This is a genomic window from Kitasatospora sp. NPDC087315 (assembly GCF_044744345.1).
Lineage (GTDB): Bacteria > Actinomycetota > Actinomycetes > Streptomycetales > Streptomycetaceae > Kitasatospora.
The window spans coordinates 163,798-190,021 of sequence record NZ_JBIUYD010000005.1; the positions used below are offsets into that span (position 1 = coordinate 163,798).

Annotated in this window: 30 protein-coding genes and 2 pseudogenes; 12 read left to right on the plus strand and 20 right to left on the minus strand. The window is 70.3% G+C overall.

Going from position 1 to position 26,224, the window contains the following annotated elements:
- Window positions 1-29 precede the first annotated feature (29 nt).
- Entirely contained in the window at window positions 30-3,518 is a 3,489-nt protein-coding gene (locus tag ACIO5D_RS09445) for an amino acid adenylation domain-containing protein (protein ID WP_400794524.1), read from the minus strand.
- Between the two features lie 168 nt (window positions 3,519-3,686).
- On the opposite strand from ACIO5D_RS09445, the gene ACIO5D_RS09450 reads away from it, so the two are divergent.
- The 4 genes from ACIO5D_RS09450 to ACIO5D_RS09465 all read left to right on the plus strand — a co-directional run bounded on the left by ACIO5D_RS09450 (window position 3,687) and on the right by ACIO5D_RS09465 (window position 8,031).
- Window positions 3,687-6,860, plus strand: coding sequence for a putative bifunctional diguanylate cyclase/phosphodiesterase (locus ACIO5D_RS09450; RefSeq protein ID WP_400794526.1), 3,174 nt, complete (start codon window positions 3,687-3,689; stop codon window positions 6,858-6,860).
- Window positions 6,861-6,962: 102 nt separating this feature from the next.
- Window positions 6,963-7,436 (plus strand): hypothetical protein, encoded by a 474-nt coding sequence (locus ACIO5D_RS09455; protein ID WP_363604417.1) that lies wholly within the window; start codon window positions 6,963-6,965, stop codon window positions 7,434-7,436.
- Window positions 7,433-7,786 carry a hypothetical protein gene (locus ACIO5D_RS09460; protein ID WP_363604416.1) on the plus strand — a complete coding sequence of 118 codons (354 nt, stop codon included), beginning with the start codon at window positions 7,433-7,435 and terminating at the stop codon, window positions 7,784-7,786. Before ACIO5D_RS09455 ends, ACIO5D_RS09460 begins: the two co-directional genes overlap by 4 nt.
- Window positions 7,787-7,860: 74 nt before the next feature.
- Window positions 7,861-8,031 (plus strand): hydrophobic protein, encoded by a 171-nt coding sequence (locus ACIO5D_RS09465; RefSeq protein ID WP_363604414.1) that lies wholly within the window; start codon window positions 7,861-7,863, stop codon window positions 8,029-8,031.
- A 141-nt stretch (window positions 8,032-8,172) separates the two neighbouring features.
- Here ACIO5D_RS09465 and ACIO5D_RS09470 read toward each other — a convergent pair whose 3' ends face one another.
- Complete coding sequence (locus tag ACIO5D_RS09470; RefSeq protein ID WP_400794528.1) at window positions 8,173-9,228, minus strand: right-handed parallel beta-helix repeat-containing protein; 1,056 nt, start codon at window positions 9,226-9,228, stop codon at window positions 8,173-8,175.
- Window positions 9,229-9,671: 443 nt separating this feature from the next.
- Here ACIO5D_RS09470 and ACIO5D_RS09475 point away from each other — a divergent pair, with 443 nt between their 5' ends.
- Both ACIO5D_RS09475 and ACIO5D_RS09480 read left to right on the plus strand, forming a co-directional pair.
- On the plus strand, window positions 9,672-9,962 hold the full coding sequence (locus tag ACIO5D_RS09475; protein WP_400794530.1) for a hypothetical protein: 291 nt from the start codon (window positions 9,672-9,674) through the stop codon (window positions 9,960-9,962).
- Window positions 9,959-10,234: a hypothetical protein gene (locus tag ACIO5D_RS09480; protein WP_363604410.1), complete on the plus strand. Its 276-nt coding sequence runs from the start codon at window positions 9,959-9,961 to the stop codon at window positions 10,232-10,234. Before ACIO5D_RS09475 ends, ACIO5D_RS09480 begins: the two co-directional genes overlap by 4 nt.
- A 118-nt stretch (window positions 10,235-10,352) precedes the next feature.
- Here ACIO5D_RS09480 and ACIO5D_RS09485 read toward each other — a convergent pair whose 3' ends face one another.
- The 3 genes and pseudogenes from ACIO5D_RS09485 to ACIO5D_RS09495 all read right to left on the minus strand — a co-directional run bounded on the left by ACIO5D_RS09485 (window position 10,353) and on the right by ACIO5D_RS09495 (window position 11,916).
- Complete coding sequence (locus tag ACIO5D_RS09485; RefSeq protein WP_400794532.1) at window positions 10,353-10,718, minus strand: helix-turn-helix domain-containing protein; 366 nt, start codon at window positions 10,716-10,718, stop codon at window positions 10,353-10,355.
- Window positions 10,715-10,879: pseudogene (locus tag ACIO5D_RS09490) on the minus strand (type II toxin-antitoxin system RelE/ParE family toxin); the annotation flags it as partial. The gene ACIO5D_RS09485 and the pseudogene ACIO5D_RS09490, both read right to left, overlap by 4 nt.
- A 53-nt stretch (window positions 10,880-10,932) precedes the next feature.
- The gene (locus tag ACIO5D_RS09495; RefSeq protein ID WP_400794534.1) at window positions 10,933-11,916 is read right to left on the minus strand and encodes a DUF4331 family protein; all 984 of its coding nucleotides are present in this window, start codon (window positions 11,914-11,916) and stop codon (window positions 10,933-10,935) included.
- A 341-nt stretch (window positions 11,917-12,257) separates the two neighbouring features.
- Here ACIO5D_RS09495 and ACIO5D_RS09500 point away from each other — a divergent pair, with 341 nt between their 5' ends.
- From ACIO5D_RS09500 to ACIO5D_RS09510, 3 genes are all read left to right on the plus strand, one after another.
- The gene (locus tag ACIO5D_RS09500; protein ID WP_400650006.1) at window positions 12,258-13,445 is read left to right on the plus strand and encodes a GDSL-type esterase/lipase family protein; all 1,188 of its coding nucleotides are present in this window, start codon (window positions 12,258-12,260) and stop codon (window positions 13,443-13,445) included.
- Between the two features lie 66 nt (window positions 13,446-13,511).
- Complete coding sequence (locus ACIO5D_RS09505; protein WP_400794536.1) at window positions 13,512-13,982, plus strand: GNAT family N-acetyltransferase; 471 nt, start codon at window positions 13,512-13,514, stop codon at window positions 13,980-13,982.
- A 259-nt stretch (window positions 13,983-14,241) separates the two neighbouring features.
- Window positions 14,242-15,573 (plus strand): M64 family metallopeptidase, encoded by a 1,332-nt coding sequence (locus ACIO5D_RS09510; protein WP_363604403.1) that lies wholly within the window; start codon window positions 14,242-14,244, stop codon window positions 15,571-15,573.
- A 114-nt stretch (window positions 15,574-15,687) separates the two neighbouring features.
- Here the strand turns inward: ACIO5D_RS09510 and ACIO5D_RS09515 are convergent, their stop codons facing one another.
- Window positions 15,688-16,170 (minus strand): hypothetical protein, encoded by a 483-nt coding sequence (locus ACIO5D_RS09515; RefSeq protein WP_400794538.1) that lies wholly within the window; start codon window positions 16,168-16,170, stop codon window positions 15,688-15,690.
- Here ACIO5D_RS09515 and ACIO5D_RS09520 point away from each other — a divergent pair.
- Window positions 16,169-16,372 (plus strand): hypothetical protein, encoded by a 204-nt coding sequence (locus ACIO5D_RS09520; protein ID WP_400794540.1) that lies wholly within the window; start codon window positions 16,169-16,171, stop codon window positions 16,370-16,372. The two genes, ACIO5D_RS09515 and ACIO5D_RS09520, sit on opposite strands and share 2 nt — an antisense overlap.
- Window positions 16,373-16,516: 144 nt before the next feature.
- On the opposite strand, the gene ACIO5D_RS09525 is transcribed toward ACIO5D_RS09520, so the two are convergent.
- The 3 genes from ACIO5D_RS09525 to ACIO5D_RS09535 form a co-directional block, all read right to left on the minus strand.
- Window positions 16,517-17,161, minus strand: coding sequence for a dihydrofolate reductase family protein (locus ACIO5D_RS09525; RefSeq protein WP_363604601.1), 645 nt, complete (start codon window positions 17,159-17,161; stop codon window positions 16,517-16,519).
- A gap of 292 nt (window positions 17,162-17,453) precedes the next feature.
- A complete protein-coding gene (locus ACIO5D_RS09530; RefSeq protein WP_400759635.1) occupies window positions 17,454-17,708 on the minus strand; it encodes a hypothetical protein in 255 nt (84 codons plus the stop codon).
- 90 nt (window positions 17,709-17,798) lie between these two features.
- Window positions 17,799-18,509, minus strand: coding sequence for a hypothetical protein (locus tag ACIO5D_RS09535; protein WP_400794541.1), 711 nt, complete (start codon window positions 18,507-18,509; stop codon window positions 17,799-17,801).
- 419 nt (window positions 18,510-18,928) lie between these two features.
- Here ACIO5D_RS09535 and ACIO5D_RS09540 point away from each other — a divergent pair, with 419 nt between their 5' ends.
- Window positions 18,929-19,420 (plus strand): pyridoxamine 5'-phosphate oxidase family protein, encoded by a 492-nt coding sequence (locus ACIO5D_RS09540; RefSeq protein WP_400650022.1) that lies wholly within the window; start codon window positions 18,929-18,931, stop codon window positions 19,418-19,420.
- Window positions 19,421-19,487: 67 nt separating this feature from the next.
- Here ACIO5D_RS09540 and ACIO5D_RS09545 read toward each other — a convergent pair whose 3' ends face one another.
- From ACIO5D_RS09545 to ACIO5D_RS09590, 10 genes and pseudogenes are all read right to left on the minus strand, one after another.
- Complete coding sequence (locus ACIO5D_RS09545; RefSeq protein WP_400650024.1) at window positions 19,488-19,691, minus strand: DUF397 domain-containing protein; 204 nt, start codon at window positions 19,689-19,691, stop codon at window positions 19,488-19,490.
- Window positions 19,692-19,727: 36 nt separating this feature from the next.
- Window positions 19,728-20,150, minus strand: coding sequence for a low molecular weight phosphotyrosine protein phosphatase (locus ACIO5D_RS09550; protein ID WP_363604389.1), 423 nt, complete (start codon window positions 20,148-20,150; stop codon window positions 19,728-19,730).
- A complete protein-coding gene (locus tag ACIO5D_RS09555) occupies window positions 20,143-21,375 on the minus strand; it encodes an ASCH domain-containing protein (RefSeq protein ID WP_400794543.1) in 1,233 nt (410 codons plus the stop codon). Before ACIO5D_RS09555 ends, ACIO5D_RS09550 begins: the two co-directional genes overlap by 8 nt.
- Before the next feature lie 62 nt (window positions 21,376-21,437).
- Window positions 21,438-21,641: pseudogene (locus tag ACIO5D_RS09560) on the minus strand (helix-turn-helix domain-containing protein); the annotation flags it as partial.
- A 27-nt stretch (window positions 21,642-21,668) separates the two neighbouring features.
- Window positions 21,669-22,199: a DUF6879 family protein gene (locus tag ACIO5D_RS09565; RefSeq protein ID WP_363604384.1), complete on the minus strand. Its 531-nt coding sequence runs from the start codon at window positions 22,197-22,199 to the stop codon at window positions 21,669-21,671.
- Window positions 22,171-22,434: a hypothetical protein gene (locus tag ACIO5D_RS09570; protein WP_400794546.1), complete on the minus strand. Its 264-nt coding sequence runs from the start codon at window positions 22,432-22,434 to the stop codon at window positions 22,171-22,173. The genes ACIO5D_RS09565 and ACIO5D_RS09570 overlap by 29 nt, the downstream gene beginning before the upstream one ends.
- Before the next feature lie 351 nt (window positions 22,435-22,785).
- Window positions 22,786-22,974, minus strand: coding sequence for a DUF397 domain-containing protein (locus ACIO5D_RS09575; protein ID WP_400794548.1), 189 nt, complete (start codon window positions 22,972-22,974; stop codon window positions 22,786-22,788).
- Window positions 22,975-23,061: 87 nt separating this feature from the next.
- The gene (locus ACIO5D_RS09580; protein ID WP_400794550.1) at window positions 23,062-23,304 is read right to left on the minus strand and encodes a DUF397 domain-containing protein; all 243 of its coding nucleotides are present in this window, start codon (window positions 23,302-23,304) and stop codon (window positions 23,062-23,064) included.
- 85 nt (window positions 23,305-23,389) lie between these two features.
- Window positions 23,390-23,578, minus strand: coding sequence for a DUF397 domain-containing protein (locus ACIO5D_RS09585; protein ID WP_400794552.1), 189 nt, complete (start codon window positions 23,576-23,578; stop codon window positions 23,390-23,392).
- Window positions 23,575-24,405, minus strand: coding sequence for a Scr1 family TA system antitoxin-like transcriptional regulator (locus ACIO5D_RS09590; protein ID WP_400794554.1), 831 nt, complete (start codon window positions 24,403-24,405; stop codon window positions 23,575-23,577). The genes ACIO5D_RS09585 and ACIO5D_RS09590 overlap by 4 nt, the downstream gene beginning before the upstream one ends.
- A 189-nt stretch (window positions 24,406-24,594) precedes the next feature.
- On the opposite strand from ACIO5D_RS09590, the gene ACIO5D_RS09595 reads away from it, so the two are divergent.
- The gene (locus tag ACIO5D_RS09595) at window positions 24,595-25,065 is read left to right on the plus strand and encodes an ATP-binding protein (protein WP_363604376.1); all 471 of its coding nucleotides are present in this window, start codon (window positions 24,595-24,597) and stop codon (window positions 25,063-25,065) included.
- A gap of 268 nt (window positions 25,066-25,333) precedes the next feature.
- Here ACIO5D_RS09595 and ACIO5D_RS09600 read toward each other — a convergent pair whose 3' ends face one another.
- Window positions 25,334-26,209, minus strand: coding sequence for an aminoglycoside phosphotransferase family protein (locus ACIO5D_RS09600; RefSeq protein WP_400794556.1), 876 nt, complete (start codon window positions 26,207-26,209; stop codon window positions 25,334-25,336).
- Window positions 26,210-26,224 lie beyond the last annotated feature (15 nt).

A 26,224-nucleotide genomic window follows, 5' to 3' on the forward strand; every position in this document is an offset into this window, starting at 1 on the left:
GCCGCGACCGCCGCACCCGCCGCGATCGCTCACCGCCGGACCGCCCGGGCCGGCGGAAGGAGGAAGCCCTCCACCGTCAGCCGTCGCAGGTAGTGGTCGATCAGCTCCTCGTCCACCGGCGGCAGCTCGATGCCGCTGCCGGCCAGCGCCCGCTCCGTGTTGGACCGGTCGAAGAGCGGGAACGTCGGCCGGAAGTACATTTCACTGATGGAGAGTTCGGTCCCCGGGCCGCGGTCGACGAAGAGCGGGACGAACGGGGTCATCGGGTGGGTCGGGTGGCCCGCCGCGAAGCGGACCAGGCCCCGCACCCAGTCCCCGTACGGGACTTCGTCCACCGCGTACCCGTGCGCCCGCAGGCGCTCCGCGAGGTCCGCCGGATCGGCCGGGAGCGGCGAGGTCACGTGGTACACCTCGCCCTCCGCCGGGGCGTGGGCGGCGATGTGGGCGACGGCGCGGCCGAAGCGGTCGGCCGGGACGAAGTCGAGCGGCAACCGGACGTCCGGGCAACTCCCGGTGTCCGCGATGTACTTGATCAGCGCGCAGATCTCCGTCCCGGTGTTCATCACACCCGTCGCGAGGTCCCCCGTGACGTCGTTGGTGCGCAGCACGGTGACCGGCAGCCCGGCCGCCGCCGCGTTGTGCAGCACCTGCTCCGCGACCCACTTGCTCTGCACGTAGCCGACCGCCAGCCGGTCGGGGTGGGCGAGCGGCGTCCGTTCGGAGACCTCGCCGACGCCCGCCGCGCCGAACCCGGCCAGGACGGCGAGGGTGGACAGATAGTGGACGGGGATGCCGCGCGTGTGGCCGGCCAGCCGGACGATCTCGCGGGTGCCGCCCACGTTGGGAGCGCGCAGCTGGCGGTAGGGGTAGATGAAGTTGACCTGGCCGCCGAGGTGGTGGATGGCGTCCAGACTCTGGGCCAGGCGCTCGAAGCGGCTCCTCGTCAGGCCGAGGAGCGGTTCGGCGAGGTCGCCGACCAGCGGGACGACCCTCGGGTCCGCGAGGTCGTGCCGCAGGAAGCGCTGCTGCGCGGCGCGGATGCGTTCCAGCGCGTGCTCCTCGTCGGGTGCGCGGACCAGGCAGTGCACGCGGGCCCGGGTGGTGTGCAGCAGGGTGTTCAGCAGGTGGGCACCGCAGAATCCGGTGGCACCGGTGAGCAGGATCTCGGCCGGCTCGGCACGGGAGGGCGCGGGCTGCCAGGACTGCCGGACGGGAACGCCGAGTTCGGCCTCCGCCGCCCAGTCGACGGCCGCCTCGCCGAAGCCGTCGCGGCCGGAGCGCGCCCGCCGGGTGGCGGCGGCGAAGGCGCGCAGGGTGGCGTCGTGCAGCAGGGCGCGGGCGAGGAAGCGGATCCGGGTGACGTCGATGCCGAACATGATGCGGGCCCGGGCCAGCATCTCCATGGCGAGCAGCGAGTTGCCGCCGAGGACGAAGAAGTCGTCCGCCGGGCCGACGTCCTCGACGCCGAGCAGTTCGGACCAGAGCGGGGCGACCGCGGTCTCGATGGCGGCGGTCTCGCGGTCCCGGTCGCTCCCGCCGTTCCCGCCGCGGCGGCCGGCGATGCCGCCCCCCCCGTCCTCCCCCCGCCGCTGCCGCAGTCCGCCGCCGGTCAGCCGGCGGCGGTCGATCTTCCCGGCGGCGGTCAGCGGCATGCTTTCCAGCAGGACGAACTCGGCGGGGACCATGAAGTCCGGCAGCCGGTCGGCCAGGTACGCGCGGATCCGGTCGCGCCGCGCGCGGGAGCCGGAGCCGTCCCGGTCGGCGAGCGTGTAGTAGGCGGTGAGGACGTACGCGCCGTCCGTGTGCCGGTCGGCGGCGACCCTCGCCAGCCGGACCTCGGGGTGGGCAGCGAGCACCGACTCGACCTCGGCCGGGTCGACCCGGTAGCCGCGGACCTTCACCTGGTCGTCGGAGCGGCCGAGGATCTCCAGCCCGCCGTCGGGGCGCCAGCGGCCGGTGTCGCCGGTGCGGTACATCCGCTCGCCGGGGACGGGCGCGTACGGGTCGGGCAGGAAGGACTCGGCGGTGAGGACGGGCGACCGCCAGTAGCCGCGGGCGAGGCCGGGCCCGCCGAGGTGGATCTCGCCCTTCTCACCGGGGCGCACCGGCCTGAGCCGGGCGTCCAGCACCCGCGCCCGGACGCCCGGCAACGGTCTGCCGATCGGGACGGGCGCGGCGCCCGTCCCTGCGGCCCCGTCGGCGTCGTCGAGGACGGCCGGGGTGACCTCGTAGAGCAGGGAGGTGACGGCCGCCTCGGTCACGCCGTAGGCGTTGACCAGCCGGACACCCGGCAGCCGGTCCAGGCACCTGCGGCAGTCGTCGGCGTGCACGGTGTCGCCGCCGACCACGAGCAGCCGCAGGCCCTCCGGGGCCGGCCCGCCCTCGGGGAGCAGTTCCAGCACCTGGTGCCAGTAGGCGGGGGTGAGGTCGGCGACGGTCAGCCCCAGGGTGCCCATCCGGTGGACGAGTTCGGTGGGCGCCCAGGTCCGGACCCCGCCCAGGACGAGGGTGGCGCCGCTGAGCAGGGTCGCGAACACCTGCTCCAGGGAGGTGTCGAAGCCGAGCGCGGCGAGTTGCAGCACCCGGTCGCGCGGGGTGAGACCGTACGCGTTGATCACCCGGTCCAGGGTGAAGACCAGTGAACGGTGGGTGACCGCAACGCCCTTGGGGGTGCCGGTGGTACCCGAGGTGTGGATCAGGTAGGCGAGGTCGTCGGGCACCGCCTCGTCGACGAACGGGACGGCGTGCGGGACGGCGTGCGGGACGGCGCCGGCACCGGGGTCCACCGGGGCCGCCGCCGTGTCCACCGAGAGCACCTCCGCCCCCGCGAAGCCGCCCCGCCCCCCGTTCCGGCCGAACGCGCCCGCCTCCGCCACCACGACGTCCGCCCCGCAGTCCTCGACGAGTCGCGCGAGCCGCCGGCGCGGGTGCGCCGGGTCCAGGGGCAGGAACGCCCCGCCGGCCTTCAGTACCCCCAGCCAGGCCGTCACCAGGCCCGTCCCGCGTTCCAGACAGACCGGCACCACCCGCTCCGCGCCGACGCCCCGGGCCCGCAGCGCGCCGGCCAGCCGGTCGCTGCGCAGGTCCAGTTCGCGGTAGCTCAGCGCGCCGTCCTCGGCGAGCACCGCGACCGCGTCCGGGTCGTGGGCGGCCCGCGCGCGGAACAGCCCGTGCACGGTGTCCGCGAACCCGGCCCGCACCGGCCCGCCACCGCCCCGCCCGGGAAGCCCGGACCCCCAGGGCCCGTCACGCCGCCCGCCGAGCCGCGCCTCGCGCTCCACGTACGCGCGGCAGTCGGCGCGCCCGGCCGGCCCGAACACGCTTCGCCAACCGCCGGGGACCGTTGAGTCACCGGGCCAGATCGCATACTGACCGTTGTTGTTGCAAAGCACGGCGTGACGACCGGAATTCACATCCGTTCGTGCGCCCTCTGCGCTGTCTGGTGCCTCATCCACCGGCTTGACCTCGTGCTGTGGCGGCAGAATGCTGGGAGGTGCGACATTTCTGACTATACGCACCCACCGCTCGACTCGAACGCCCAACCGTCTTTCCGGCGCCTTTCCACCGCCGTTCAGCCGGACGTTCCCCCGGGCCGTTCCCCTATGCCTCTACCCACTCCCGAACCCGCCCTCACCCGAAGTCCCCCGCCCGCTCGGCGGGGTGAAGTCGCGGAGGAGGTAGCCTCGTTGACACGCCGGCGACAGCGCCTGACGGCCTGCTACCTGCTGTGGATGGTGCTGCTCACCGGCATCTACTACACCAACCCCTCCCAGCGGATCATCTGGTGGACGGGCATCGGCCTCAGCGGCGTCGTGGCCATCGTGGTCGGCGTCCGCCTCAACCGCCCCTCGCACGCACGGTTCTGGTACCTGCTGGCCCTCGCCAACCTCAGCTTCACCGCGGGCGAGGTGGTGCAGGTGATCCAGCTGCAGTTCCTGCGGCTGGGATACCCGTTCCCCTCCGTCGCCGACATCTTCTACCTCGCCGAGTACCTGCTGTACGCCGCAGGCGTGCTGGGCTTCATCCGCTGGCGGACGGCCCATCAGGACCGCGCCAGCCTGCTCGACGCCCTCATCCTCACCATGGGCCTGGCCCTGCTCTCCTGGATCTACCTGATCCTCCCCTACACCCGCAACCCCGACCTCACCTGGATCCAGCGGGCCACCTCGATCGCCTACCCGCTGGGCGACGTGGTGGTCCTCGCCCTGCTGCTGCGGCTGCTGGTGCCACGCGGCGGCACCAGCCGCGCCCTCCAGCTGCTCACCGTCGGCACCGTCGGCATGCTGGTCTCCGACGTGCTGTACGGACTGACCCAGCTGCACGGCGGCTGGCACATCGGCACGCCCGTGGACCTCGGCTGGGCCGCCTTCTACACCGCGTGGGGCGCGGCCGCCCTGCATCCGTCCATGGTCCAGCTGACCAGACCCGTCCCCAGCCAGCAGCCCGACATCAGCGCCGGCCGGCTCGCCCTGCTCACCTTCGCCGCGCTGATCGCCCCGGCCATCCTGATCATCGAGGCGATCCACGGCAACACCAGCAACGCCGGGGTCATCGGCGCGTTCTCCGCCGTCCTCTACCTGCTGGTGCTGGCCCGGCTCGCCGTGGTGGTCCACGCCCGGCGGCAGGCCATCGCCCGCGAACGCGCGCTGCGCGAGGCCGGCGCCTCACTGACCGCCGCCGTCACCGTCGAGGAGGTCGCGGACGCCGTCCAGACCGCCGCCTCCACCCTGATGCCCGCCGAGGCCGGGCACGTCGCGCTGCTCGCGGTCACCGAGGCGGGCGTGCTGCACGTCCGGCACGCCGAGCGCGGCGCCACCCGGCACGCCCCCTTCGCCCCGCCCGCCGCCCCCGGCTCCGACGAGGTGCTGGCCCTCGCCGCCTACCGCGAGACCCGGTTACTCGCCGTCGACGACATCGGCGCCGACCTCTCGGCCCGCTTCGGCGGGATGCCGTACGCCCTGCTCTGCCCGCTCACCCTGGCCGAACGCCCCTCCGGCGACCCGCTGATCGGCGCGCTCATCGTCACCGGCACCGAGCACGAGCTCGCCAGCCTCTGGGGCTCGCTGGAGATCCTGGCCGCCCAGGCGGCGCTGGCCGTCGAACGCGTCATGCTGAGCCAGGAGATCAACCTCCGCAACAGCGAGGCCTACTTCCGCACCCTGGTCCAGAGCACCAGCGACGTCATCCTGATCCTCAACGCCGACGACGGCGTCCGGTACGCCAGTTCGTCCGCCGAGCAGGTCCTCGGCTACCCCAGCCTGGACGGCACCCTGATCACCGACCTCGTCCCGCCCGAGGACAGCCGCGCCGTCGACCACGCGCTCGCCCGGATGCGCGGGCAGGACGGCGCCGACGGGCGGGAGCAGCGGCGCGAGCACTGGCGCCTGCTGCGCCACGACCGCACCCCGATCGAGGCCGAGGTGCGCTGCAACGACCTGCGCGCCGACCCGACCGTCGGCGGCCTGGTGCTCACCCTGCGCGACGTCACCGAACAGCGCCAGATGGAGCGCGAGCTCACCCACCGGGCCTTCCACGACTCGCTGACCGGTCTCGCCAACCGCGTCCTCTTCCAGGACCGGCTCGGGCACGCCCTCTCCCGCGGCGAACGCACCGGCGCGGTCATCGGCGTGCTCTTCGTCGACCTGGACGACTTCAAGGTGGTCAACGACACCCAGGGGCACGCGGTCGGCGACGAACTGCTGGTCGCCGTCTCCCTGCGGGTCTCCACCGCGCTGCGCACCTCCGACACGGCGGCCCGCCTCGGCGGCGACGAGTTCGCGGTGCTGGTGGAGGACGCGCTGCGCCCGGAGGACGTCGGGGTGATCGCGGACACCGTGCTGGCGGCCTTCGCGGAGCCGTTCAAGCTGAGCGCGGGCGCCGTCCGGGTGACCGCCAGCGTCGGCGTGGCGACCACCGAGGACAGCGTGGACGCGGCCGAGCTGCTCACCCACGCGGACCTGGCGCTCTACTCGGCGAAGGCGGCCGGCAAGCGGCAGTGGTGCCACTACCGGCCCGCCTTACAGACCGGCCTGGTCGAGCGGCACGAGCTGAACGAGAACCTGGACACGGCGATCGCCGAGTCCGCCTTCACCCTGTACTACCAGCCGATCGTCGATCTGGCGACGGGCGGCCTGGTCGCCTTCGAGGCCCTGGTCCGCTGGCCGCACACCCGCCGCGGCATGATCCTGCCGGACGAGTTCATCGCCCTCGCCGAGGAGAGCGGCCAGATCGTCCCGCTCGGCGCCTGGGTCCTGGAGCACGCGGCCCAGGAGGTGGCCGCCTGGCAGCGGACCAGCTCCGACCGGCGGCTCGCCGATGGCCTCCCCCCGCTACGGGTCAACGTCAACGTCTCGGCGCGCCAGTTCCGCGACGCGGGCTTCGTGGACGTGGTGCGCGGCGCCCTCCGGACCTCCGGGATCGACCCCCACTCGCTGGTGCTGGAGCTCACCGAGTCCGTCCTGATGCGCCGCGACGAGCGCATCAGGACCGACATGCGCACCCTGACCGACCTGGGCGTGGGCATCGCGATCGACGACTTCGGCACCGGCTACTCCTCGCTGAGCTACCTGCGGGAGTTCCCGATCTCCGTCCTGAAGATCGACAAGTCCTTCATCGACGGCCTCGGAGCGTCCCCGCAGCAGTACGCCCTGGTCAAGGGCATCACCCGGATCGCCGACACCCTGGACGTCCAGGTCATCGCCGAGGGCATCGAGAACGCCGACCAGCGCGACCTGCTCGCCGCCATGGGCTGCCCCCTCGGCCAGGGCTACCTCTTCGCCCGCCCCCTGACCTCCGCCCAGGCCCGCACCCTCATCCTGGCCGACACCTGCCTGACACCATCCCGCCAGGACACCACGTGACCGACCGCGACGCCCCAACGGCGTCGCGCGAACATCCGCGCGTACGGGAACAGGCCGCGGTCGCCCACCCCGGCGACCGACATCCGAGCTACTGTGGATGTCATGCCTGCGGCCTACGAGGACGTGCCCTTCAGCGAGCTGCTCCACCATCCCGCCGCGACCACACGCAGGCTGGACGCCGTCCGCGCGCTACGGCTGCGGCGGCGCGACGCGGGAGACCTCGCCCTGATGCGCGTCGACCAGATGGAGCGGGACGCCTCGGTCGTGGACTTCACCTCGCGCCTGCTGGCCGGGCTGGTGCGGACGGAGAACATCGCCGCCCTCCGCCAGGCACTGCCCGAAGCCCTGCCGTGGAGCACCTTCCTGCCCACCGAGGACATCGACACCCTGCTCTCCGAGCTGGTGGACACGGCGCGCGGCGCGGTGGCCCTGGACAACCTGGCCCCGATCGCGCTCCTGCTCACTCAGTGGCGACACAGTGCCGAGATCTACGCGGACCCCGCCCTGCTCGCCCTCCTCACCCGCGAGCCCGACGGCGACCTCGGGCCGGTCCCCGTGCCCGAGGTCGCAGAGTGAGCCCGAAGCGCGGAGAGCGGGCCGCGCCGCCGCCGATCGGCGGCGAGTACGACCTCCGTTTCGCCAACACCGAGGCCGCCGACGGCTGGGAACACCTGGGCCGCCAGGCAGCGGGCAACCTGCGTCGTGCCTTCGAGAAGATCCGTGCCACTCCCCGCGCCGCCGACAACCCCGACCGTCAGCACCGCCTCAAGGGCAAGCTCGGTACCGGCATCTTCAAGGGCCAGGAACTGGAACGCCGGCAGTACGAGGTCACCGGCGGCGGACGCATCCGGTACCTGCTGGACGACGCCAACCGCACTGCCTGGATCACTTACGCGGGAACTGGCCATCCCAAGGCCACGGACTGAGCTTCTCCAAACCGCGCCCGTCCGCATGATCCGTACCCGAACCGGGAAGGTGCCGGTTCGGAAGGTGATCCGTCATGATTGCTCTGCTGCTCGCTCTTCTCGTCATCGTGCTGATCGCCGGCATCGGGTTCTCGATCCACCTGCTGTGGTGGGTGGCGCTCGCCGGCCTGGTGGTGTGGTTCCTCGGCTTCTTCGTCCACGGCGCCTCCGGCCGCGGTGGCAACGCTCGCTGGTATCGCTGGTGACCGCCTGTCGTTGCCGATGACCCGGAGTGCGAACCCACCTGGCCGCCGCGCCGACCGGCCGGGAAGCAGCGCGCGCCCCGGGCCGGACGTCCGGCACGGGGCGCGAGGTGAGCGGCCTACGGAGCGGGGTTCCCCCGGCCGTCAGGCCTGTTCCCGGCCGTCGGGTCCCTCCTCGGCGGAGGACCCTTCGCGGGGTGCCGTCCTGTGCGGGGGCTTGTGGTGCTCGCCGACGACGATGGCCCTGGCGGGCTCACTGACGACCTGGTGACCTAACGTTCCGGTCCGCTCGATGGTGTTGTCCTCGATGGTGATATTCGTGTTCGTCACCGCGGCGAACCCGGTGAAGAGCAGGATGCCGCCGTGGGTCTTGTCGGCGATCACGTTGTGCGTGATCGCGATGTTGTGGCAGGCGCCGGACACCTGCACACCGCTGAAGCCGCCGATCATGCTGTTCCGCGTGACGACGACGTCCGAGACGGCGACGAAGACGACCGGGAACTCGCCGTCCATACTGTTGTCGTTGGTGGCGATGTTCTTTGTCGCCCCGGGGACTTCACCCCCGGCGATATTGATCGGCGAGTTGCCGTTGTCCTGGAATTTGTTGTTCGAGAACGTCGCGTTCGCCAGCGGCCGGAAGGTGAAGACCCCGTCGCCCTGCGCTCCGGGGTGGAGTGTGGAGCTGTTGTTGTTGAAGAAGAGATTCTGCTGAAAGACCGAGGCGATCGCACCGTTGGACGACGGGGCGAATCCCTTGAGGTTGTTCGAGAAGATGTTGTTCTTGACCTGGTAGCCGCTGAAGTTCTCGCTGGTGCTCACCCCCGCGCCGTCGGCGTTGCCGGTGAAGGTGAAACCGTCGATCGACACCCCGTTGGCCTGCGCGATCCACATGTCCTCCTGGATCGGGGTGTTGAGCGTGGTCGTGATGACCGTCTCACCCGGACCGCCGGGGGTGCGGGTGCGGGCGTCCACGCCGGCCCGGGCGCCTTCGAAATGCAGAGCGGCCTTCCGGATGACCAAAGGGGTGGTCATGACACAGGTGCCTGCCTGCACCCTGACGGTGCCCCCGGGGGCGGCCTCGTTGTAGGCGAACGGAACCGATGCGCAGGGCGCGGCGACCGGGCCGCACCCCGGCGCGTCGGCCCCGGTGGTCGCGACGTTGATGACGGTCGCGGCGGCGGCCGGGGGTGCGATCCCCACCCGGGTCGCCCCCTGCGGGTGACCCGGCTGTACGGCACGGCGATCGACGTCAACGGCTGACGCGTCGGCTCGCCCGGCTCGCCCGGCCGACGACGGGAGGCCGAATGGCCGGCGGAAATCCGGAGGCTTTCCGGAGCGGTTGCAAAAATTGACTAACGCCGCGTGATGGCCGTGTCAGCGCGTCACCAAACCATGGAGCCGGCACGTCGGCCCGGGATCGAGAAATGCCCGCAGGCGGGTTGCATCTCACGCGGCCTGGCGGTTGACTGAAAGCAGACGAAATACTGGCCATTCGAGACAAATACCTGCCCGGAGAGCCCGGCCGGCCCGATCCCCACAAGCCTCCGCCGAGCCCGCGGATCACGTCTGGCTCGCAGGACGTGCCAGACGTGAGTACTGGCACCCTTCGAAAAGGTGCCGCAGCCAATTTCGGAGGTCACATTATGACGTGGCAATATCCAGCCCCCGGAGCCGCCCGCCTGTTCCTGGCACACGGCCAGGCCGCGGAGTTCGGTTACACCTTCAACGGCGTCTACAACGGTCCGCAGTTTGCCACGGCGGTACTGGACAGCAGTAGCGGCGGCGGTGGAGATCCTCGCACCCTCGTCATCCAATGGCAGGGCACCGAGAACACCGCCGTGTTCGGCGGGGCGCAGACCTCCTACATCCAGGGCGTCTGGAATCCGTCGACCGCCGACATCTGGTTCCACCTGGAGGGAGGCGGCGTGACATGACCTCGCACGAGAGCGGCCACGCGGCGCGGCTGCTCGTTCTCGTTGACGAAGACGGAAACATCGTGGCCGCCTCCGGACCGGCCGGACACCGCCCGCTGGACCGGGACACCCCCACGGACGGCGGGGTAAGACCGTCAAAGGGCAGAACACTGCACGAGGTTGTGGTGCCCGAGGAACTGAAGAACGCCGGAACGGCAGAATCTCTCGGCAATTTCTACGTCGCTCGCGACGGTGACCAGCCAAGGCTGGCCAGACGGTCCCCACAGGGGTGAGGCACCGGATCGCTCCCCCGGCCACCCGCCCCGCACCCTGCCCAGACGTGGCAGGTGGCCGAGCGCCCATGCCCCGGGAGGCAGGTGAACACCGCACCGCAGCCTCCCGGCCCGGACCTCAAGCCGCTGAACGCCCACCCGGCGACGCTTCGCCGGACGGACTCCGGTGGTGTGCGGAAAAGGCGAAGGCCGAGGTGTCGCCGTCCAGATCGATGGTCAGGGAGGCATCCAGGGCTTTGGCGAGACGGGTCAGCAACGGCAGAGTCGGCACGGAGTCGCCGCCCTCGATGTTCGAGATCTGCGGCTGGGTCATGCCCGCTCGCCGCGCCAGTTCGGTCTGCGACAGGCCGAGTTCCGCCCGCCGGTCATACACGGCCTGACCCAGCGCGAACGCGTACCCGGCTTCCACGTAGGCCGAGGACTCCTCGACCGACTCCCCCAGGAGCGTCCTGGTCCGACGGGTCTTCCACTGGGAGTGGTTCACGGACTCTCCTCCTTGCTCCGGTCATAGCCGTGCTCCGCAGGACCGTGGTCCGCCTCGCACACCTTCTGCGCCTGCCGGGCGCGTTCGACCTCGACCGCCTCACGCTGCCGTGTCTCGCGGAACACCGTCAACAATACGATGCGCCGGTCAGGGCTTCGCCAGGAGGATACGCCCCGGGCGGGGCTGCCCGGGGTGAACGGGCAGCCCCCGGGGGTCACTTGACCGGGTGCGGGTGGCCGAGGTGGGGGAAGGTGGGGAGCAGGTCGGTGTGCGGGGGGATGTGGTCACTGGTGATCTTGCCGCCGGAGACCATGGTGAGGCGGGCGGACGTCACGTCGTCGCTGAGCGTGCGGCCGTTGGGGTAGCCGGCCGGGCGGGAGCGGTCGTAGCGGAGGATGTCGGGCAGGACGAGCTTCAGCGTCTCGGTGGCCGCCTGGGTGGTGTAGTCGCCGGCGTGCTGGAGCACGGCCGTCCACGCCTCGCGGTACTTCTCCCAGTCGTCGGCCGGTTCGCCCGCGTTGTAGGCGTCCTTGACCTCCTCGGCGTTGAAGTACGCGGTGAGGGACGGGTGGGCGCCCCGGTCCACCGACAGCAACTGGCCGTCCACGTGGAGGCTGACCCGCGCCCAGACGCCGATCGTCGGGTCCGGGCCGAGGTCCGCGTCGGGCACTTCGAGCGCGAGGCCGAAGATGTTGGCGTCCTCCATCGCGTCCCTGCCGGTCCACTGGAAGTTGTTGACGATGCCCTCCAGGTCGGCGAAGAACGGGTCGCTCCGCAGGCCGGCGGAGAGCCGGTAGCCGCCCGCCTCCGCGATGTCGGGTGCGTCGCCGAAGGCGACCGGGACGTCCGCGAAGAGCTTCTCCCCGCCCGCCTCGTGCTTCTGCGCGGCGCCGCCGGTCGCGCGGTACACGGTGACGGTCTGACCTCCGGTGCCTGCGCCCGGGGCGGGGTCAGGGGCGGAGAAGACGAAGGAGTAGGCGACGTCGGCGCGGTTGTCGCCGTCGTTGTCGATGTTGATCCGGTACACCGCGTCGGGGTGGAACTCGGCGGCCCGGGTGGGCGCGTACGGGTTCACGTTCATGATCAGAACGGTGCGCCCGGAGGCGTCGGAGGCCGGGAAGGCGAAGAGGTCGGTGAGGTCGAGCCGGGCGTCGCCCCGGGGGGAGCGAAGGCTGGGACCGCTGAGGTGGTGGGACATGGCGCTGGGCTACCTCGTCTCTGCGCAACCCCCCTGGCTTGTCCGCACCGTCGTACCAGCGCGAGCGGTACCGGCCGGGGAGGACACCCGCACAGAACCCGCCCGTCCGCCCCTTTGGCGGACGGGCCCGGATCCGCGGCCGGTCATGGTGGTCCACGGCCCCGAGTGCCCCGACACCCAGGACACCTGGACCCGGGTCCTGGACGCGCCCGACGCCCCGCTGCGGAACCGGCCCACGCCCTGGCCGCGCGCGCCCTGACCACGCGCACCGGCACCTCGGAGCCGCCGAGGACGCAGAACCCTCCGGACCTTCCGAATACTCCGATCAATAGGCTGAGATCATGCACACCACCGAGCACGACTGGATCACCACGCCCGTCACCGCGGACCTCCTGCGTGGCGCGCTCGACCTGGAGCGCACCGCGCACGGGGTGCTGCCGCACCGGCTCCCCGCCCGGGCCCGCGCCCAGTACACCGACGGGCAGCTCGCCATGGCGGAATCCCAGCCCTCCGGCGTGCGGCTGGTCTTCCGGACCAGGGCCACCGCCGTCGAGCTGGACACGCTGCCCACCAAGCGGGTCTACGTGGGCGCCCCGCCCCGGCCGGACGGCGTGTACGACCTGCTCGTCGACGGCCGCCCGGCCGGCCAGTCCACCGTGACCGGCGGTAACACCCTCACCATCGACATGACCGCCCGCACCGCCACGACCGAGCCCGGCCCGCCCGGCACCGTCCGCTTCACCGGCCTGGCCGACCGCGTCAAGGACGTCGAGATCTGGCTGCCGCACAACGAGACCGCCGAACTCATCGCCCTGCGCACCGACGCCCCCGTCGAGCCCGTGCCGGACCGGGGCCGCAAGGTCTGGCTGCACCACGGCAGTTCGATCAGTCAGGGCTCCGACGCCGCGAGTCCCACCGCGATCTGGCCCGCCGTCGCCGCCTCCCTCGGCGGTGTGGAGCTGATCAACCTGGGCCTGAGCGGCAACGCCCTGCTCGACCCGTTCACCGCCCGCGCCCTGCGGGACACCCCCGCCGACCTGATCAGCGTCAAGATCGGCATCAACCTGGTCAACACCGACCTGATGCGCCTGCGCGCCTTCACCCCCGCCGTGCACGGCTTCCTCGACACCGTCCGCGAAGGCCACCCCACCGCACCGCTGCTGGTCGCCTCGCCCATCCTGTGCCCCATCCACGAGGACACGCCCGGCCCCAGCGCCCCGGACTTCAGCGGCATGAGCACCGGACAGATACGGTTCCGGGCGGCCGGCGATCCGGCGGAGCGCGCGAACGGGAAGCTGGCCCTGGGCGTCATCCGGGACGAACTGGCCCGGATCGTGGCGCAGCGGGCGGCCGAGGACCCGAACCTGCACTACCTCGACGGCCGCGAGCTGTACGGCCAGGCCGACTTCGCCGAACTGCCGCTGCCCGACCAGCTCCACCCGGACACCGCCACCCACCGCCGCATCGGCGAACGCTTCGCCGGGCTGGCCTTCACCGCCGGCGGCCCCTTCGCCGAGCGGCGCGGCTGACACCGGGGTTCGGCGGCCCGGGGGGCGAGGTGAGGCCCGCGATGGGTGGTGTGGGAGGCTGACCCCGTGCCCGCCACCCTCCGCCACCTGCACGCCGACCGCCTCCCCGGCTGGCTCGACCGCAGCCGAACCGCGTACGCCGAAGACCTCGTGGCCGCAGGGCACACCCCCGAGGACGCCCACCGGCAGGCGGAGGAGGGCATGGCCCGTTCCTTCCCGTCCGGGGCACCGACGCCGGGTCACGCGGTGTTCGACGTGCTCGACGACGCCGGTGCGGCCGTCGGCCACCTCTGGATCGGGCCGGACACCAGCGACGACGCGGGCGCCTGGTGGGTGTGGGACATCGCGATCGACGCCGACCACCGCGGCCGGGGCCTCGGCCGGGCGGCCATGCTCCTCGGCGAGGAGTACGCCCGGGCCCAGGGCGCGCGCACCCTCGGCCTGAACGTCTTCGGGTTCAACGCGGGCGCACGCGGCCTGTACGAGTCGCTCGGCTACGAGACGACCTCGGTCAAGATGCGCAAGACGCTCGGCTGACGGCACTCCCGGCGGCAGCGACCTCCCTGAGGCGCTGCCCTGTCGAGCACAGGGTGAACCGACCGAGCGGATCCGCCCGTATCCACCAGTGAGGTGGTGGGCACGCCATGACCGCCAGTTAGCTGACGCTCCGTCATTTCTGTGTTGTCAGGTGCAAGGCATGTCCCGTACCGGCCCCCCGGGATGCCGGGTCGGCCGACCGCACGGTCACGCCCGCTCGTCACCGCTCGACGCTGCCAACCGATTCGGAGAAACTCCCTTGCGCAACAGCAGGTTCACCTCGGTCCTCCTGGCCGGCGCCACGACGCTGGCGTCCCTCGGCGCCGGCATCGCCATCGGCGTCGGCCCCGCGGTCGCCGCTCCGGCCGCCCCGATCGGCATCACCGCGCCCCTGGAGGATCCCGAGGTCGAGGTCTTCGCCGAGGACGGCGCCATCAGCCGGACCAGGGTCCCTGCGGCCTCCCCGTTCGTCGGCGCCCAGTCCATGGCCGCGGCCGCCGCGGGCGACGGCACCGTCACCTCGATCGTCAACAACGGGAGCACGGACACCAAACTGGACGTGGTCGTGATCGGCGACGGCTACACGGCGGCGGAGCAGGGCAAGTTCCGCACCGACGCCGCCGCGAAGTGGAAGGACATCAGCGCCGTCGAGCCCTACGCGAGCTACCGCAAACTGTTCAACGTGTGGGCCGTGAACGCCGTTTCCGCGCAGTCGGGCGTCTCCGGCGACCCGAAGCAGAGCACCGTCCGCAAGACCGCGCTCGGCTCGAACTTCTGGTGCAGCAACATCGAGCGGCTGCTCTGCGTGGACGTCAAGGCCGTCGAGGGCTACGCCGCCAAGGCCCCGCAGGCCGACCTCGTCATCGTCGTCGCCAACACCGCCAAGTACGGCGGCGCCGGCTACAGCGGCATCCAGTCCCCGCTCGGCTACGAGGGCATCGCCACCGTGGCGGGGGGCAACAGCGCGTCCGGCCAGATAGCGGTGCACGAGACCGGCCACTCCCTGGGCAAGCTCGCGGACGAGTACGTCGCCGAGGGCCAGGGCCCCTACAAGGGCGCGGAACCCGCCCAGGCCAACATCACCACCCTGACCGCCGACCGGATGCGCCACGACCAGGCCAAGTGGTACCGCTGGCTCGGCCGCACCTCACCCGACGGCGGCACCGTCGGCGCCTACGCGGGCGCCAGTAACTACCCGTCCGGCCTCTACCGGCCGACCGACAACTCCGTCATGCGGTCGCTCGGACGCGAGTTCAACCTCCCCGGCCGCGAGGCGATGATCGCCGGCTTCTACCGCCACGCCTCCACCCTCTCCAGCGCCACGCCCACCACCACCCGGCTGACCGCGACCGACCGCCTCACCGTCGACCTCCCCGTCTCCGGCACCCGCCTGCGCTGGTACCTCGACGGCAAGGAGGTGACGGCCCTGCGCGACCGCAGGACGATCGCCATGTCCGACCTCGGCAAGGCCGGCTCCAAGCCCACCACGCACAAGCTCAGCGCCGTCGCGACCGACCCCACCCCGTCCGTCATCGACCCGGCCCTGACCCCCGCACTCACCCGCAGCCTGGTCTGGAACGTCACCCGCTGACCGCAGCCGCCCGGCACACCCGGCTTCCGTCACGCCGTCCACCAGGGCGCGGCGGGAGCCGGTCGGGCCGCGTCCGGCTCCCGCACCGCGCCGCCAAGTCCCGGAAGACGCCCATCAGTCCGCTCCGATGACCGCGAACCCGGTCTCGCCCTGCTCGAACGCGGCGAACAGCTCCGGCAGCGTCGCCCGGCCGGCATGCTCGACGAGCAGGACACCCTGCTCGGGGGCGGCGAGGAAGTCCGTCTCGATCTCCCGGCGCAGCAGAGTGACCCGGCCGTCGACGAGGTCGTCACGCCGCAGACCGGCGACGGCCTCCCGGAAGGCGTCGTCGCCCCCCGCCAGTTGCTGGTCGATCGACTCGGGCCAGGCCAGCACGCGGACGGCGAGCCGGTCGCCGGTCCGCTCGTACCGGGCCCAGAGGTCGTCCGGGAGAAGGTAGAAGACACCCTCCTCGCCCTCGTGCCCCCGGTCGGTCAGGGCGGAGATCATGAGTTGACCGGGGTCGTCGGTCTGGAGGTCGATCCCGATCAGGACACCGCGCTCGTCCGGCCCGAACGGGGGGACTGCGGTGATCCACATCTGCGCGGCGTCGCTCATGTCCGCCATCCAAGCAGATGGCACCAACGCCCCCGGCGACGTCCTCTTCGAGGACAACGGCGAGGACCTGCGGATCCGCCGGATCCGCCAAATCGAACGGGTCGCCGGCCGCCGCTTGCGACGACGTGGGCACGATGCTGGCCGACGCGGCGAACACGCACACCCCGGCCAGCAGCACCATCGACAGCGCTCCGACGAGTAGGCGTCGGGTGCGTCCCCGTGCGGGCTGCGTGGGACAGGTCGGTTCTCGCCGGTGATTTGACATCCTCCCCGCGCTGAAGCACGGAGAGGATGTCAATGAGATGCCGACATCCACCGCGCCGGCATCCCGAGTGGGCCCTCGCGGTCACCTCCGCCAGAACAGGTGGTGCGTAACGCCGCTCGGGCTGGGCACGACCTCCAGGTGGAACCGGTCGAGCAGCTCATCGGGGGACTCCCAGAGTCGCAGCCCGGACCCGAGCTTCACCGGCGAGACCGCCACATGCATGGTGTCGACGAGGTCGGCATCAAGGAACTGCCGGATGACAGTAACCCCGCCACCGAGTCGGACGTCCTTGCCCTCCGCCGCTTCCCGCGCCCGTTCGAGGACCGTGGCCGGGTCGCCGTCGACGAAGTGGAACGTGGTGTCGGAGAGCGTGAACGACGGACGCCTGTGGTGAGTCATGACGAACACCGGAGTGCGGAACGGGGGCTCGTCACCCCACCAGCCACGCCACTCGTGGTCCTGCCAGGGCCCGCGCTGGGGCCCGAACTTGTTGCGGCCCATGATCTCGGCACCGATGTTGCGTGCGAAGTCTCGCGTGAAGTAGTCGTCGAGGCCCCGGCTCCCCCCGGGATCCGTGCGCATCGGCCAGCTCGCCGTGGCTCCGGCCCAGGCGAACAGCTTCTCGGGGTGGTCATAGCCGAACGGTCTGTCGAGACTCTGGTGCTCACCGGCACCGATTCCGTCACTCGAGACGTTGAAGTTCATGACTCTGAGCAGTTGATTCACGTGTTTCCTCGTCAGGTCTTGTCGCGTCATCGTGTGGCGAGGCACCACACATCATGATGTCGAACCTGACGGGGCCGGATTGACAACGGCCCGTAACTTTTTTCAAGGCGCGTCGGGAGGCCACGCCGTACATGGAGCTGCAGATGCGCCATCTCGACGGCCATCCGCGCCACCGCACCTCGACGTCGGTCATCCGTCCCCCCATGGTGGTGCCGTGGGACCAGGCGCACCCGCCCACCTGATCTACAGTCGCCCTTTGCTCCAGCTGGTGGAATCGCCGAGGGCAAACGACCTAGGCCTTCGCCCGAGCGATCGCCTGCACGGCGATCTCGCGCATCCGGTCGAAGGCCTCCTGCGGATCGTCGTAGTAGCGCCAGGGGCCGGCCACCTCGCGACCCATCACCTGGAACAGCTCCAGCGCCTGCGCCACCCGGGCGTTCATGACCAGCGCCCAGGCGGCCCAGCCCCGGGCGGCCTGAAGCTGCGGATGCGCCGGATCGGCCTGCGCCGGCCGCCCTCGTTGTCGCTGTGACTGCTCTTGAACCACACCAGGTCTGTGCTCATGGCTCCCCCGTCCCGGGACAGCACGGCACATTGACGGTACGTCAGTGACCTGCCGCTGCCCAGTAGTGCTTCATTACATGTGGGCGCTGATCTCGCCGCCGGCGGTGAGCACGATGTAGACGCCGTTGGCGACGCCTCCGACGTCCTGCTGGTTCGACTCCAGCGTGCCGTTCACGGCGTTGTCGTAGCCGAGGATCTGCGCGCGGTACCGGAGTTCGCCGATCTTCGTGACCTTGGCCGTCCAACCGCCCGCGAGCTTGAACGTGCCCGGTCCCTGGTGCCCGCCGCCCATCCAGGAGTGGACCTGGCCGTCCAGCGAGAGCACGACGAACATGTCGTTGGCGTCCAGTCCGGCGTCGGAGTCGGTCGTCTCCAGCGTGGCGAGGACATCACCGTTGTGGACGATCCTGGCCACGTAGTGCTGGGCCCCGACCTCCTGGACCTCGGCCGTGCTGCCGTCCACCAGGGGCTGGGTGTGGACCGGGGGCTTCGCCTTGGCCGTGGTGGCCGGTGCGGTGGCCCGGGGCGAGGCCGGCGAAGCGGGCGGGGCAGCCGGTGTGGTGCTGTGTGTGCCGGTCGCGGTGGCCGGAGCGGCGGTGCCCTGCGCGGCAGGCGTGACGGGCGCAGACGTGACGGGCGCGGCAGGCGTGGTTGCCGCGGTAGTGCCGTGCGCGTCGGACGCGGAGCTGCAGGCTGTCGCGGCCGGGACGATCAGAGCGGCTGCCAGGACGGTGCCGGCCAGCGTGCGAACGGTGGCCGCGCGGCGGGTCGTCAAGGGGGACATGCGGGTTCTCCTGAGCGCAGTACGGGGTGAGGGCGCGCACACTGCCAACCTCTTTCGTGCGGGAACCGCGAGGCAATGCGGCGGCTTGCACGACCGAACCTAGTGCGAGCAATCGACGGAATAGAGCATTCCGTGTCACCGGACTGCAACGCCCTGGGCAGCCCGGTGCCGATCACGGCGGAAGCGCAATCGACCAGCTGAGGGACCGGCAGCCGGACGAGCCGGGCGGCATAGCTTGACGGGCCGACACCCGAGTTGGCGATCACCGGGGCGACGCGTCATGTGACCGGGCACTTCCGTTGTCCACGCCGAACACCCCGTTGGCCGCCCCGGGGCGAGGGCTGAGTGGTTCGTCGGCCGCTGGACGTAGGTCGCGCGCCTCATGCGCGCCTGAAACCCGGTGGCTAGGATCGCCGATCATGACCACGGCAAGCATTCAGCGCCAGACGGCGGAGCGGGTACGCGACACTCTGGAACGGCTCATCGCCGAGCGGGACGTATGGGTGTCGACGGCCCACCCTGAGCATGGGCCGCACCAGGTACCCCTGTGGTTCCTGTGGGACGGGCGAGCAGTGTGGATGTGCACCAGCGGCACTTCAGTGACTGCGCGCAACGTCCGCGAAGAGCCGCGCGTACGACTGGCACTGCCGGACACCTTCGATGTGGTGCTCCTCCAGGGTGAGGCGGAGGGCTTCTCGGCCCAGGATGTGCCCGCAGATGCAGCCCAGGCGTTCGCCGACAAGTTCGGGTGGGACCCACGCGCGGAGGAAGGGTCGTACCTGTATGTGCGCGTGGTGCCGAAGACGGTGCGTGCTTGGCGAGGCGAGCAGGAACTACCCGGACGAGTCATCATGCGCGACGGAACCTGGCTGGAACAGGGGCCCCTTGCCAACGCGCCCCTCAAACGCTGAGTCCTAGTCACAACAGGGCGAACGTTGTCCGATGCGGCGCTGGCGACGGGCCACTGAGGGAAGCCGCTCAGACTTCGACGGCGGCGGCGAACTCGACGAATGCCCGCCAGGCCGCCGGGGCGAACGCCGGCTGCGGACCGCTCCTGTCCTTGAAATCACGCACATGGACGGTGCCGGGCACCTCGGTGGCTTCGTTGATCTCCAGGAACAGCGTCTGCCGAGGGGTTCGGAGACAGCTGGTGGACGTGATGGTGCCCCGGCCATCCGCCACGGGGGAACGACGGACGCCGGGGCGGCCACGGGCGGCCTATGCCGCGTAGAACAGTGTTGCGGCTTCCTGGATCTCCACGATGGCTTCGGCAAAGCTCTCGGGGCCACCGCCCCACGGGTCGGCGATGCCCGACGCCAGGATCCTCACCGGCCGGTCCGGACCGGCGAGCACTTCGACGGCAAGGGCGGTCTCGTCGTCCATGGCGATCAGGTCGTCAGCCCACTTGAGAAGCTCCGCGTCGAGCGCGGCGCCTCGGTGCTCGGTCAGGTCGTAGCCGAACGCGGCGGCGGCCTCGATCATCAGCGGGTGCGCGGGCTTGCCCACGTGCCAGTTGCGGATGCCCGCCGACCGCACGTCAAGTGCCCCTCCGGATCGCTCGGCGATGATCAGGGCTGCGATCGGGGAACGACAGTGGTTTCCCTTACAAACGACCAGCACCTTCCGCCTGTCACTACGCATCGGGATTCACCCTCTCGATCTCGAACGTGATGACTCCGAGGGCTTCCTTGGCCGCTGGGAAGATCGCCTGAATCGCTCGCAGCTGCTCGGCCTCGGTCGCGCGCGGGTTGACCGCCTTCACGTCCTCGGTCCCGAACATCTCCTTGAACGTCCGGTAAGTCCCGACCCGGGTCACCCGGGTCAGGCACTGCTCTTCCCGGCAGGTGAAGTTGAGCAGGTCGCCGACCTTGATCCGCTTCATGGAGTCGTAGGCGACGCGGACCTCAACGGTCTTCTCGCCACTGGCGATCAGGTCGAAGTACTGCTTGTAGATCTGGATGTTGCGGGGACGGCCATGCGCCTGAGACTGGGACTGGGCAGGCTGGCGGGTGGTCATGAGGGCTTCCAATGCGGTCGTGGTGTAGGACCGGTAGAAGTGCCTCGGGTTGCTCAGCATCAGCTCGCCGAGTCCCGAGAGCGCGTTCACGTAGTCCGCGTGGGTGCCGGGCCAGTCGGAGGGGTCGAGCAGCCACCTGGAGGGGACGCCTTCCACCACGAGTCCGGCGTCGGCAGCTTCACGAAGGAGGCTCTTCGAGAGCTTCCCTCCGTCGCTGCCGAGGATCTGAGGGGCGAAGATGCGAAGGGGCAGCGGGCCGGAGGCCTCGCCGATGGCGGCGTGCGCTCCGTCCACCAGCTGGCAACCGGGCGCCCAGTCGCCGCCCTTCACCATGACGTGAAGCGCGCCGTCATCGGACCGGTAAGACCGTTCCTTGACCACGTTGCGGTACAGGGTGGCCAGGTCGATGTAGCCGCCACCGAGCGGCGTGATGTCGGCCTCGTACCGACCGTGGTCGAAGCACACCGCCTCGAACAAGGCTCCGCTGTCGTCCAGTTCCAGCAGTCGGGTACGGTCGGCGCACTTCTCCGCCCAGCCGCAGACCGGGCAGGGCAGGCGGATGTGCGCGGTGCCGCTGGCGGGAGAGAGCCAGTATCGGATCTCGTCCAGGTGCTCAAGGGTGCGGATGAACTCGGCGCGGAACTCGGGGCTGACCTGCTGCTCAGTGTAGGTGCTGACGGTGTACTCGATCCCGGTGTGGCCGCCAACAGGCTTGTAGCGTAGCCGCGTCGTTGCGCGAGCCCCGGGACCACATTGGAGCAGTAGACACGGGTCAGTCGTGTCCTCTCCAGCTCTTCCGTCTCGCTGTCCTGGGCGTACTTCATCCCGTCTCGGTGGACCTTGCGCCACTCGACGTACATCTCGTCGGCCTGGCGATTGGCTGCGATGATGTCTGCGGCCTGGTCCTCCGCGCCACAGGCCATACACCACCGGAGAACGTCGTCACCGGACGGTGGGGTCTTCGCGTGGGCGATTCGTGAGACCTTGGACTCACTCCAGCCACACCGGGCGGCCAACTCACTGCCCTTGAGTCGAGCTTCGCCTTTGAGGGTTCGGAGCTTTCTAGCGACTGCTTCGCGAGCTGCTTGAGCAGACGAAGACGGCGACAGAGACATGGGCCGGCTATCCGGTGTCGCCGTAGATCAGACCTTGTACTTCTCGTGAGGGACGCCGCGTTCCCAAACGGTCTCGAACGCGGCCACGCAGAGCTTTACGACTGCTGGTTCGGTCCGCAGTTCAAGGCCGGGCATCGCCCAATCGCCTGTACCGGTGAAGTGGTTGAACAGGACCTTGTCACCGTCGAAGATCCAGAGGTCATTGCCCGGCAGGGCGATGTCTGACGCCAGACGGCGCGGCAGCCAACGGACCTGCTCGCCGGCCGAGAGGTTCACGACAGTCCCGGCATGCTCGTACTTGATGTAGTCAGTGACCGGCTCCGAGATGATCCGGGCACGCCTGACCGTCACTCCCTGGCTGACCTTCTCGGAGATCGCCTCGGCCCAGGGCTTCCAGTACTCGCCTTCCGGATCAACGTCCCTCTGGCCAGAGGACAGCCAGTTGGCGAAGTCTTCCGCCTCGTCCTCAACGCCGTAGGCGTCGCGCATCTCAAGGTGCACGGCAGAGACCCGGGCAGCCTTCAGCAGCTCATCGAAGTTGGGAGCGCTCTGCGTCATCGCAGGCCTTCCTCAAGACCGGAATCATCCGGAACGGAATCCTGATCACCGACTCGTCGTCGGGGATCGTGTTGTCGTGGTCGGGCCCGTGGCCGGCGGCATGGATCTCCGCCAGCTTCTTGGTACTGGGGTCCCACCCCTGGAGCAAGATCTCTCGCTCGTCCTCATCGACCCAGGCGGTAGGGCTTCCCGACTTCCCCGTGTCCGGATCGATACCTACGAACCGTACTGGCATTGCCACCCCTCCTGTCACTTTGCTTGCGTGATCTTGCATGGCTGCGCGTGACCCATCGTGGCGCGCACATGCACCGCCTGTCAGGACATCGGCAGCGAAGTGGGGGGCCACGGTGCCCGATAGTCACGTGACCAACGGGTGACCAACAGCGGTCCCGAACAACCCGAAACAGGCAGGATGCACCAGGAAGGAAGACCGTCAACTCTGCGGCGTGTCAAGGATGTTTCCGCCGGCCAGAGGCAACCACACCAGATCTGCGCTCATGGCTCCCCCGTACCGGGACGACACGGTCCATCGACGGTACGTCAGCGGCCCGCCGCTGACCAGCGACGGGCCGCTGAGGGAAGCCGCTCAGACTTCGACGGTGGCGGCGAACTCCACGAACGCCTTCCACGCGGCCGGCTCGAACGCCAGCTGCGGACCGCTCTTGTCCTTGGAATCACGCACATGGACGGTGCCGGGCACCTCGGCGACCTCAACGCACTCGCCACCGTCGTTGCCGCTGTAGCTGCTCTTGAACCACACCAGGTCTGTGCTCATGGCTCCCCCATCCCGGGACAACACGGTCCATCGACGGTACGTCAGTGGCCCGCCGCTGACCAGCGACGGGCCACTGAAGAAAGTCACTCAGACTTCAACGGCGGCGGCGAACTCCACGAACGCCTTCCACGCGGCCGGCTCGAACGCCAGCTGCGGACCGCTCTTGTCCTTCGAATCACGCACATGGACGGTGCCGGGCGCCTCGGCAACCTCGACGCAGGCGCCACCGTCGTTGCTGCTGTAACTGCTCTTACGCCAAGCGACCTCGACGCAGGTGCCGCCTTCGTTACCGCTGTGACTGCTCTTGAACCACGCCAGTTCCGTGCTCACTGCTCCCCCATCCCTGGGACAACGCGGACGGCTCGACGGTACGCCAACGGCCCGCCGCTGACCAGCGACGGGCCGTTGGGAAGCCTCAGACCGAAGCGGCGGCAGCGAACTCCACGAACGCCTTCCACGCGGCCGGCTCGAACGTCAGCTGCGGACCGCTCTTGTCCTTGGAATCACGCACATGGACGGTGCCGGGCGCCTCGGCGACCTCGACGCACTCGCCACCGTCGTTGCTGCTGTAACTGCTCTTGAACCACGCCAGTTCCGTGCTCATCGTTCTCCCAGCATCTTCTCGATCAAGGTCAGGGACTCCTGCGGAGCGAGGGCCTGCGCCCTGAGGGTGCCGTACCGTGCGGCAAGGATACGGACATCCTCCATGTCCGTGACCAGCCTGCCAGTCTGCTGCCCCTCGACGTAGCCGACCTGCGCTCTGCCCTTCGGGGTGAGCAGAATGAACGAACCACCGGTACCGGCATGCTCTGTCCGGTCCAACGGCATCACCTGGATCGACATGCCGCGCATCTGCCCCACCGTCAGCAGGTTTCGCAACTGGCCCCGGTGCACGTCCCACCCGCCCAGGGGCCGCATCAGTACGCTCTCGTCGATCACCCAGCTGAACATGGCCCGAGGCCAGCACGTCAGGATCTCCTGTCGCGCCATGCGGGCGGCGACCCGCTGCTCGATCACGTCCTCCGCCTGCAGCGGCTGGCGCATCCCGTACAGCGCCCGCGCCCGCGCCTCCGTCTGCAGCAGCCCGGGGATGTCGAGCGTGCTGTAGTTGTGGATCTCGACGGCCTCCGCCTCCAGCCCCGCGAAGTCCCGGAACCAGGCCGGGTGACGCACCCGCGCCTTGGCCTTCGCGCGAGTGACGTCGTCCTTCGCGACGCTCAACAGACCGCCCGCGTCGAGGAGTTTGTCCGCGCTGTCCAGGAACTCCGGCTGCGGGGTGCGCCGACCCCGCTCGACCGAGCCGATCAAGGCCTCCGTGTAGCCGACCTTCTCGCCCAACTCCTTCTGGGTCAGGCCGGACCGCTCCCGCAGCAGCTTGATCTGCTTGCCCAGGGCCCGGAAGAAGTCCGTCGTGCCCTCGGGATCCTCCAACGGCTCCGGCCTCGCTTCTCCGCTCTCGCCGCCAACACGCACTCCACCCACTGCGATCACCCCGTATCTTGCGTCTGATTCAGGTCACGCCCATCGACCCAGACAAGCAACCGTACGCACTCGCACAAGCACGCTCAGTACTCACCTGCGGCATGGTCAGGGTACTTCCAACCCGGCAGGCTTTGTCTCATGAAGTCCGAAATTCCCCTCGACATCGCGACTCCACGCACCCACACCACCCAACTCCCCGCCTCCCCCAAGGGCGCTGCGGTCTGCCGACGCATCGCCAGACACCAGCTCACCTCCTGGCGTCTGGATGCCACCGCCACCGAGCCGTTCCACGCCGCGCTCCTGATCATCGCGGAGTTCGCGGCCAACGCGTGCACCCACGGGCGGCTCCCGGGGCGGAGGTTCGAACTCTCCCTCACCCTCACCACCACCCCCGAGGGCGGCACCGTCCTCCGGATCGAGGTGTCCGACTGCCGGGGCGACCGCCTCCCCGTCATCCCGACGACCTGCACCGCCAACTCCCAGACCGGGCGTGGCCTGACCCTGGTCGACGCGCTCGCCGACCGCTGGGGCACCATCCCCCGCCTGCCGAACGCGAAGACGGTCTGGGCCGAGCTCGACCTCCCCGCCCACGCCCCCCATGCCGCCTGAGCGCCCCCTCACGCCCAGCGCCGTCGGCGCCTTCACCCTTCTCCCGCTGACCCTCCTCCTCGCTCTCACGGCCTGGGTCTACCCGGCCGCTCCCCACCGACTCCCCGACCCCGTCCCCCGCATCCAGACCCTCACCACCGTCCCTCCAACCCCAAGCCCAGCCCCACCCCCAACTCCCAACCCCTGAAACCGGACCGGGAAGTCGGCCCCACCGACTTCCCATTCCTCTCCCCCCAGATACACCGAGCTCGGCCGGGCCGGCTCCTGATCAGTCGATGAGCGGGTCCTCGATCACCTGGACGAGAATCCGGCTCTGGGCGCCCTCGGGGTCAGGGCTGGACAGTCCGGCCATGGTCACCAGCGCCTTCCACAGCGCCCACCCCCGCGCCCGTCGCCAGGCGTCGTCAGGGAGGTCGACGGCCTCCCGGAATGCTCTCCGCTCGTCACCGACGAAGAACGTCCACGCCATGACGAGGTCACAGGCGGGATCGCCGACGCCGCAGGTGCCGAAGTCGATGACCGCGGACAGCTTTCCGTCGGTGGTGAGCAGGTTCCCGACGGCGACGTCACCGTGGAACCAGGTCGGCGGGAACGGCCAGGCCGATTCCAGCGCGCTCGCCCAAATGGCCTGGCACGCCGCGACATCGACGACATCCTTGAGCCGGTCGAGCGCGCACTCGACCTGGTCGCCGTAGACGCCGGGGTGGCAGCCCCGGCCGCAGGAGTGACCGCCGGCGGCCGGGCCCTGCTCGGCGGGGACGTTCCGGAGGGCGGTCAGAAACGCCCCGAGGTCGCGCGCCAGCCGCATCCGGTCAAGGCCCGTGGCGGCCTCGACCGTCTCTCCCGGCAACCAGCGCCGCACCGACCACGGAAACGGATAGCCCGCCGCCGGGCGACCGGTCGCGACCGGTACCGGTACGGGTATCGACAGGTGCTCCGCCAGAACGGGCAGCCAGCGGTCCTCCTTCTCGACGCCGGCCACGTAGCCCTCGGCGCTGGGCAGGCGCACGACCAGCTGCTCGCCGAGCCTGAAGGTCCGGTTGTCCCAGCCCTGACGGACCACCGGCCGGACCGGAAGGTCACCCCACTCGGGGAACTGTTCGGAGACCAGAGTGCGTACGAGCTCGACGCTGATGTCAGTCACGGTGCCAGTCTGCGT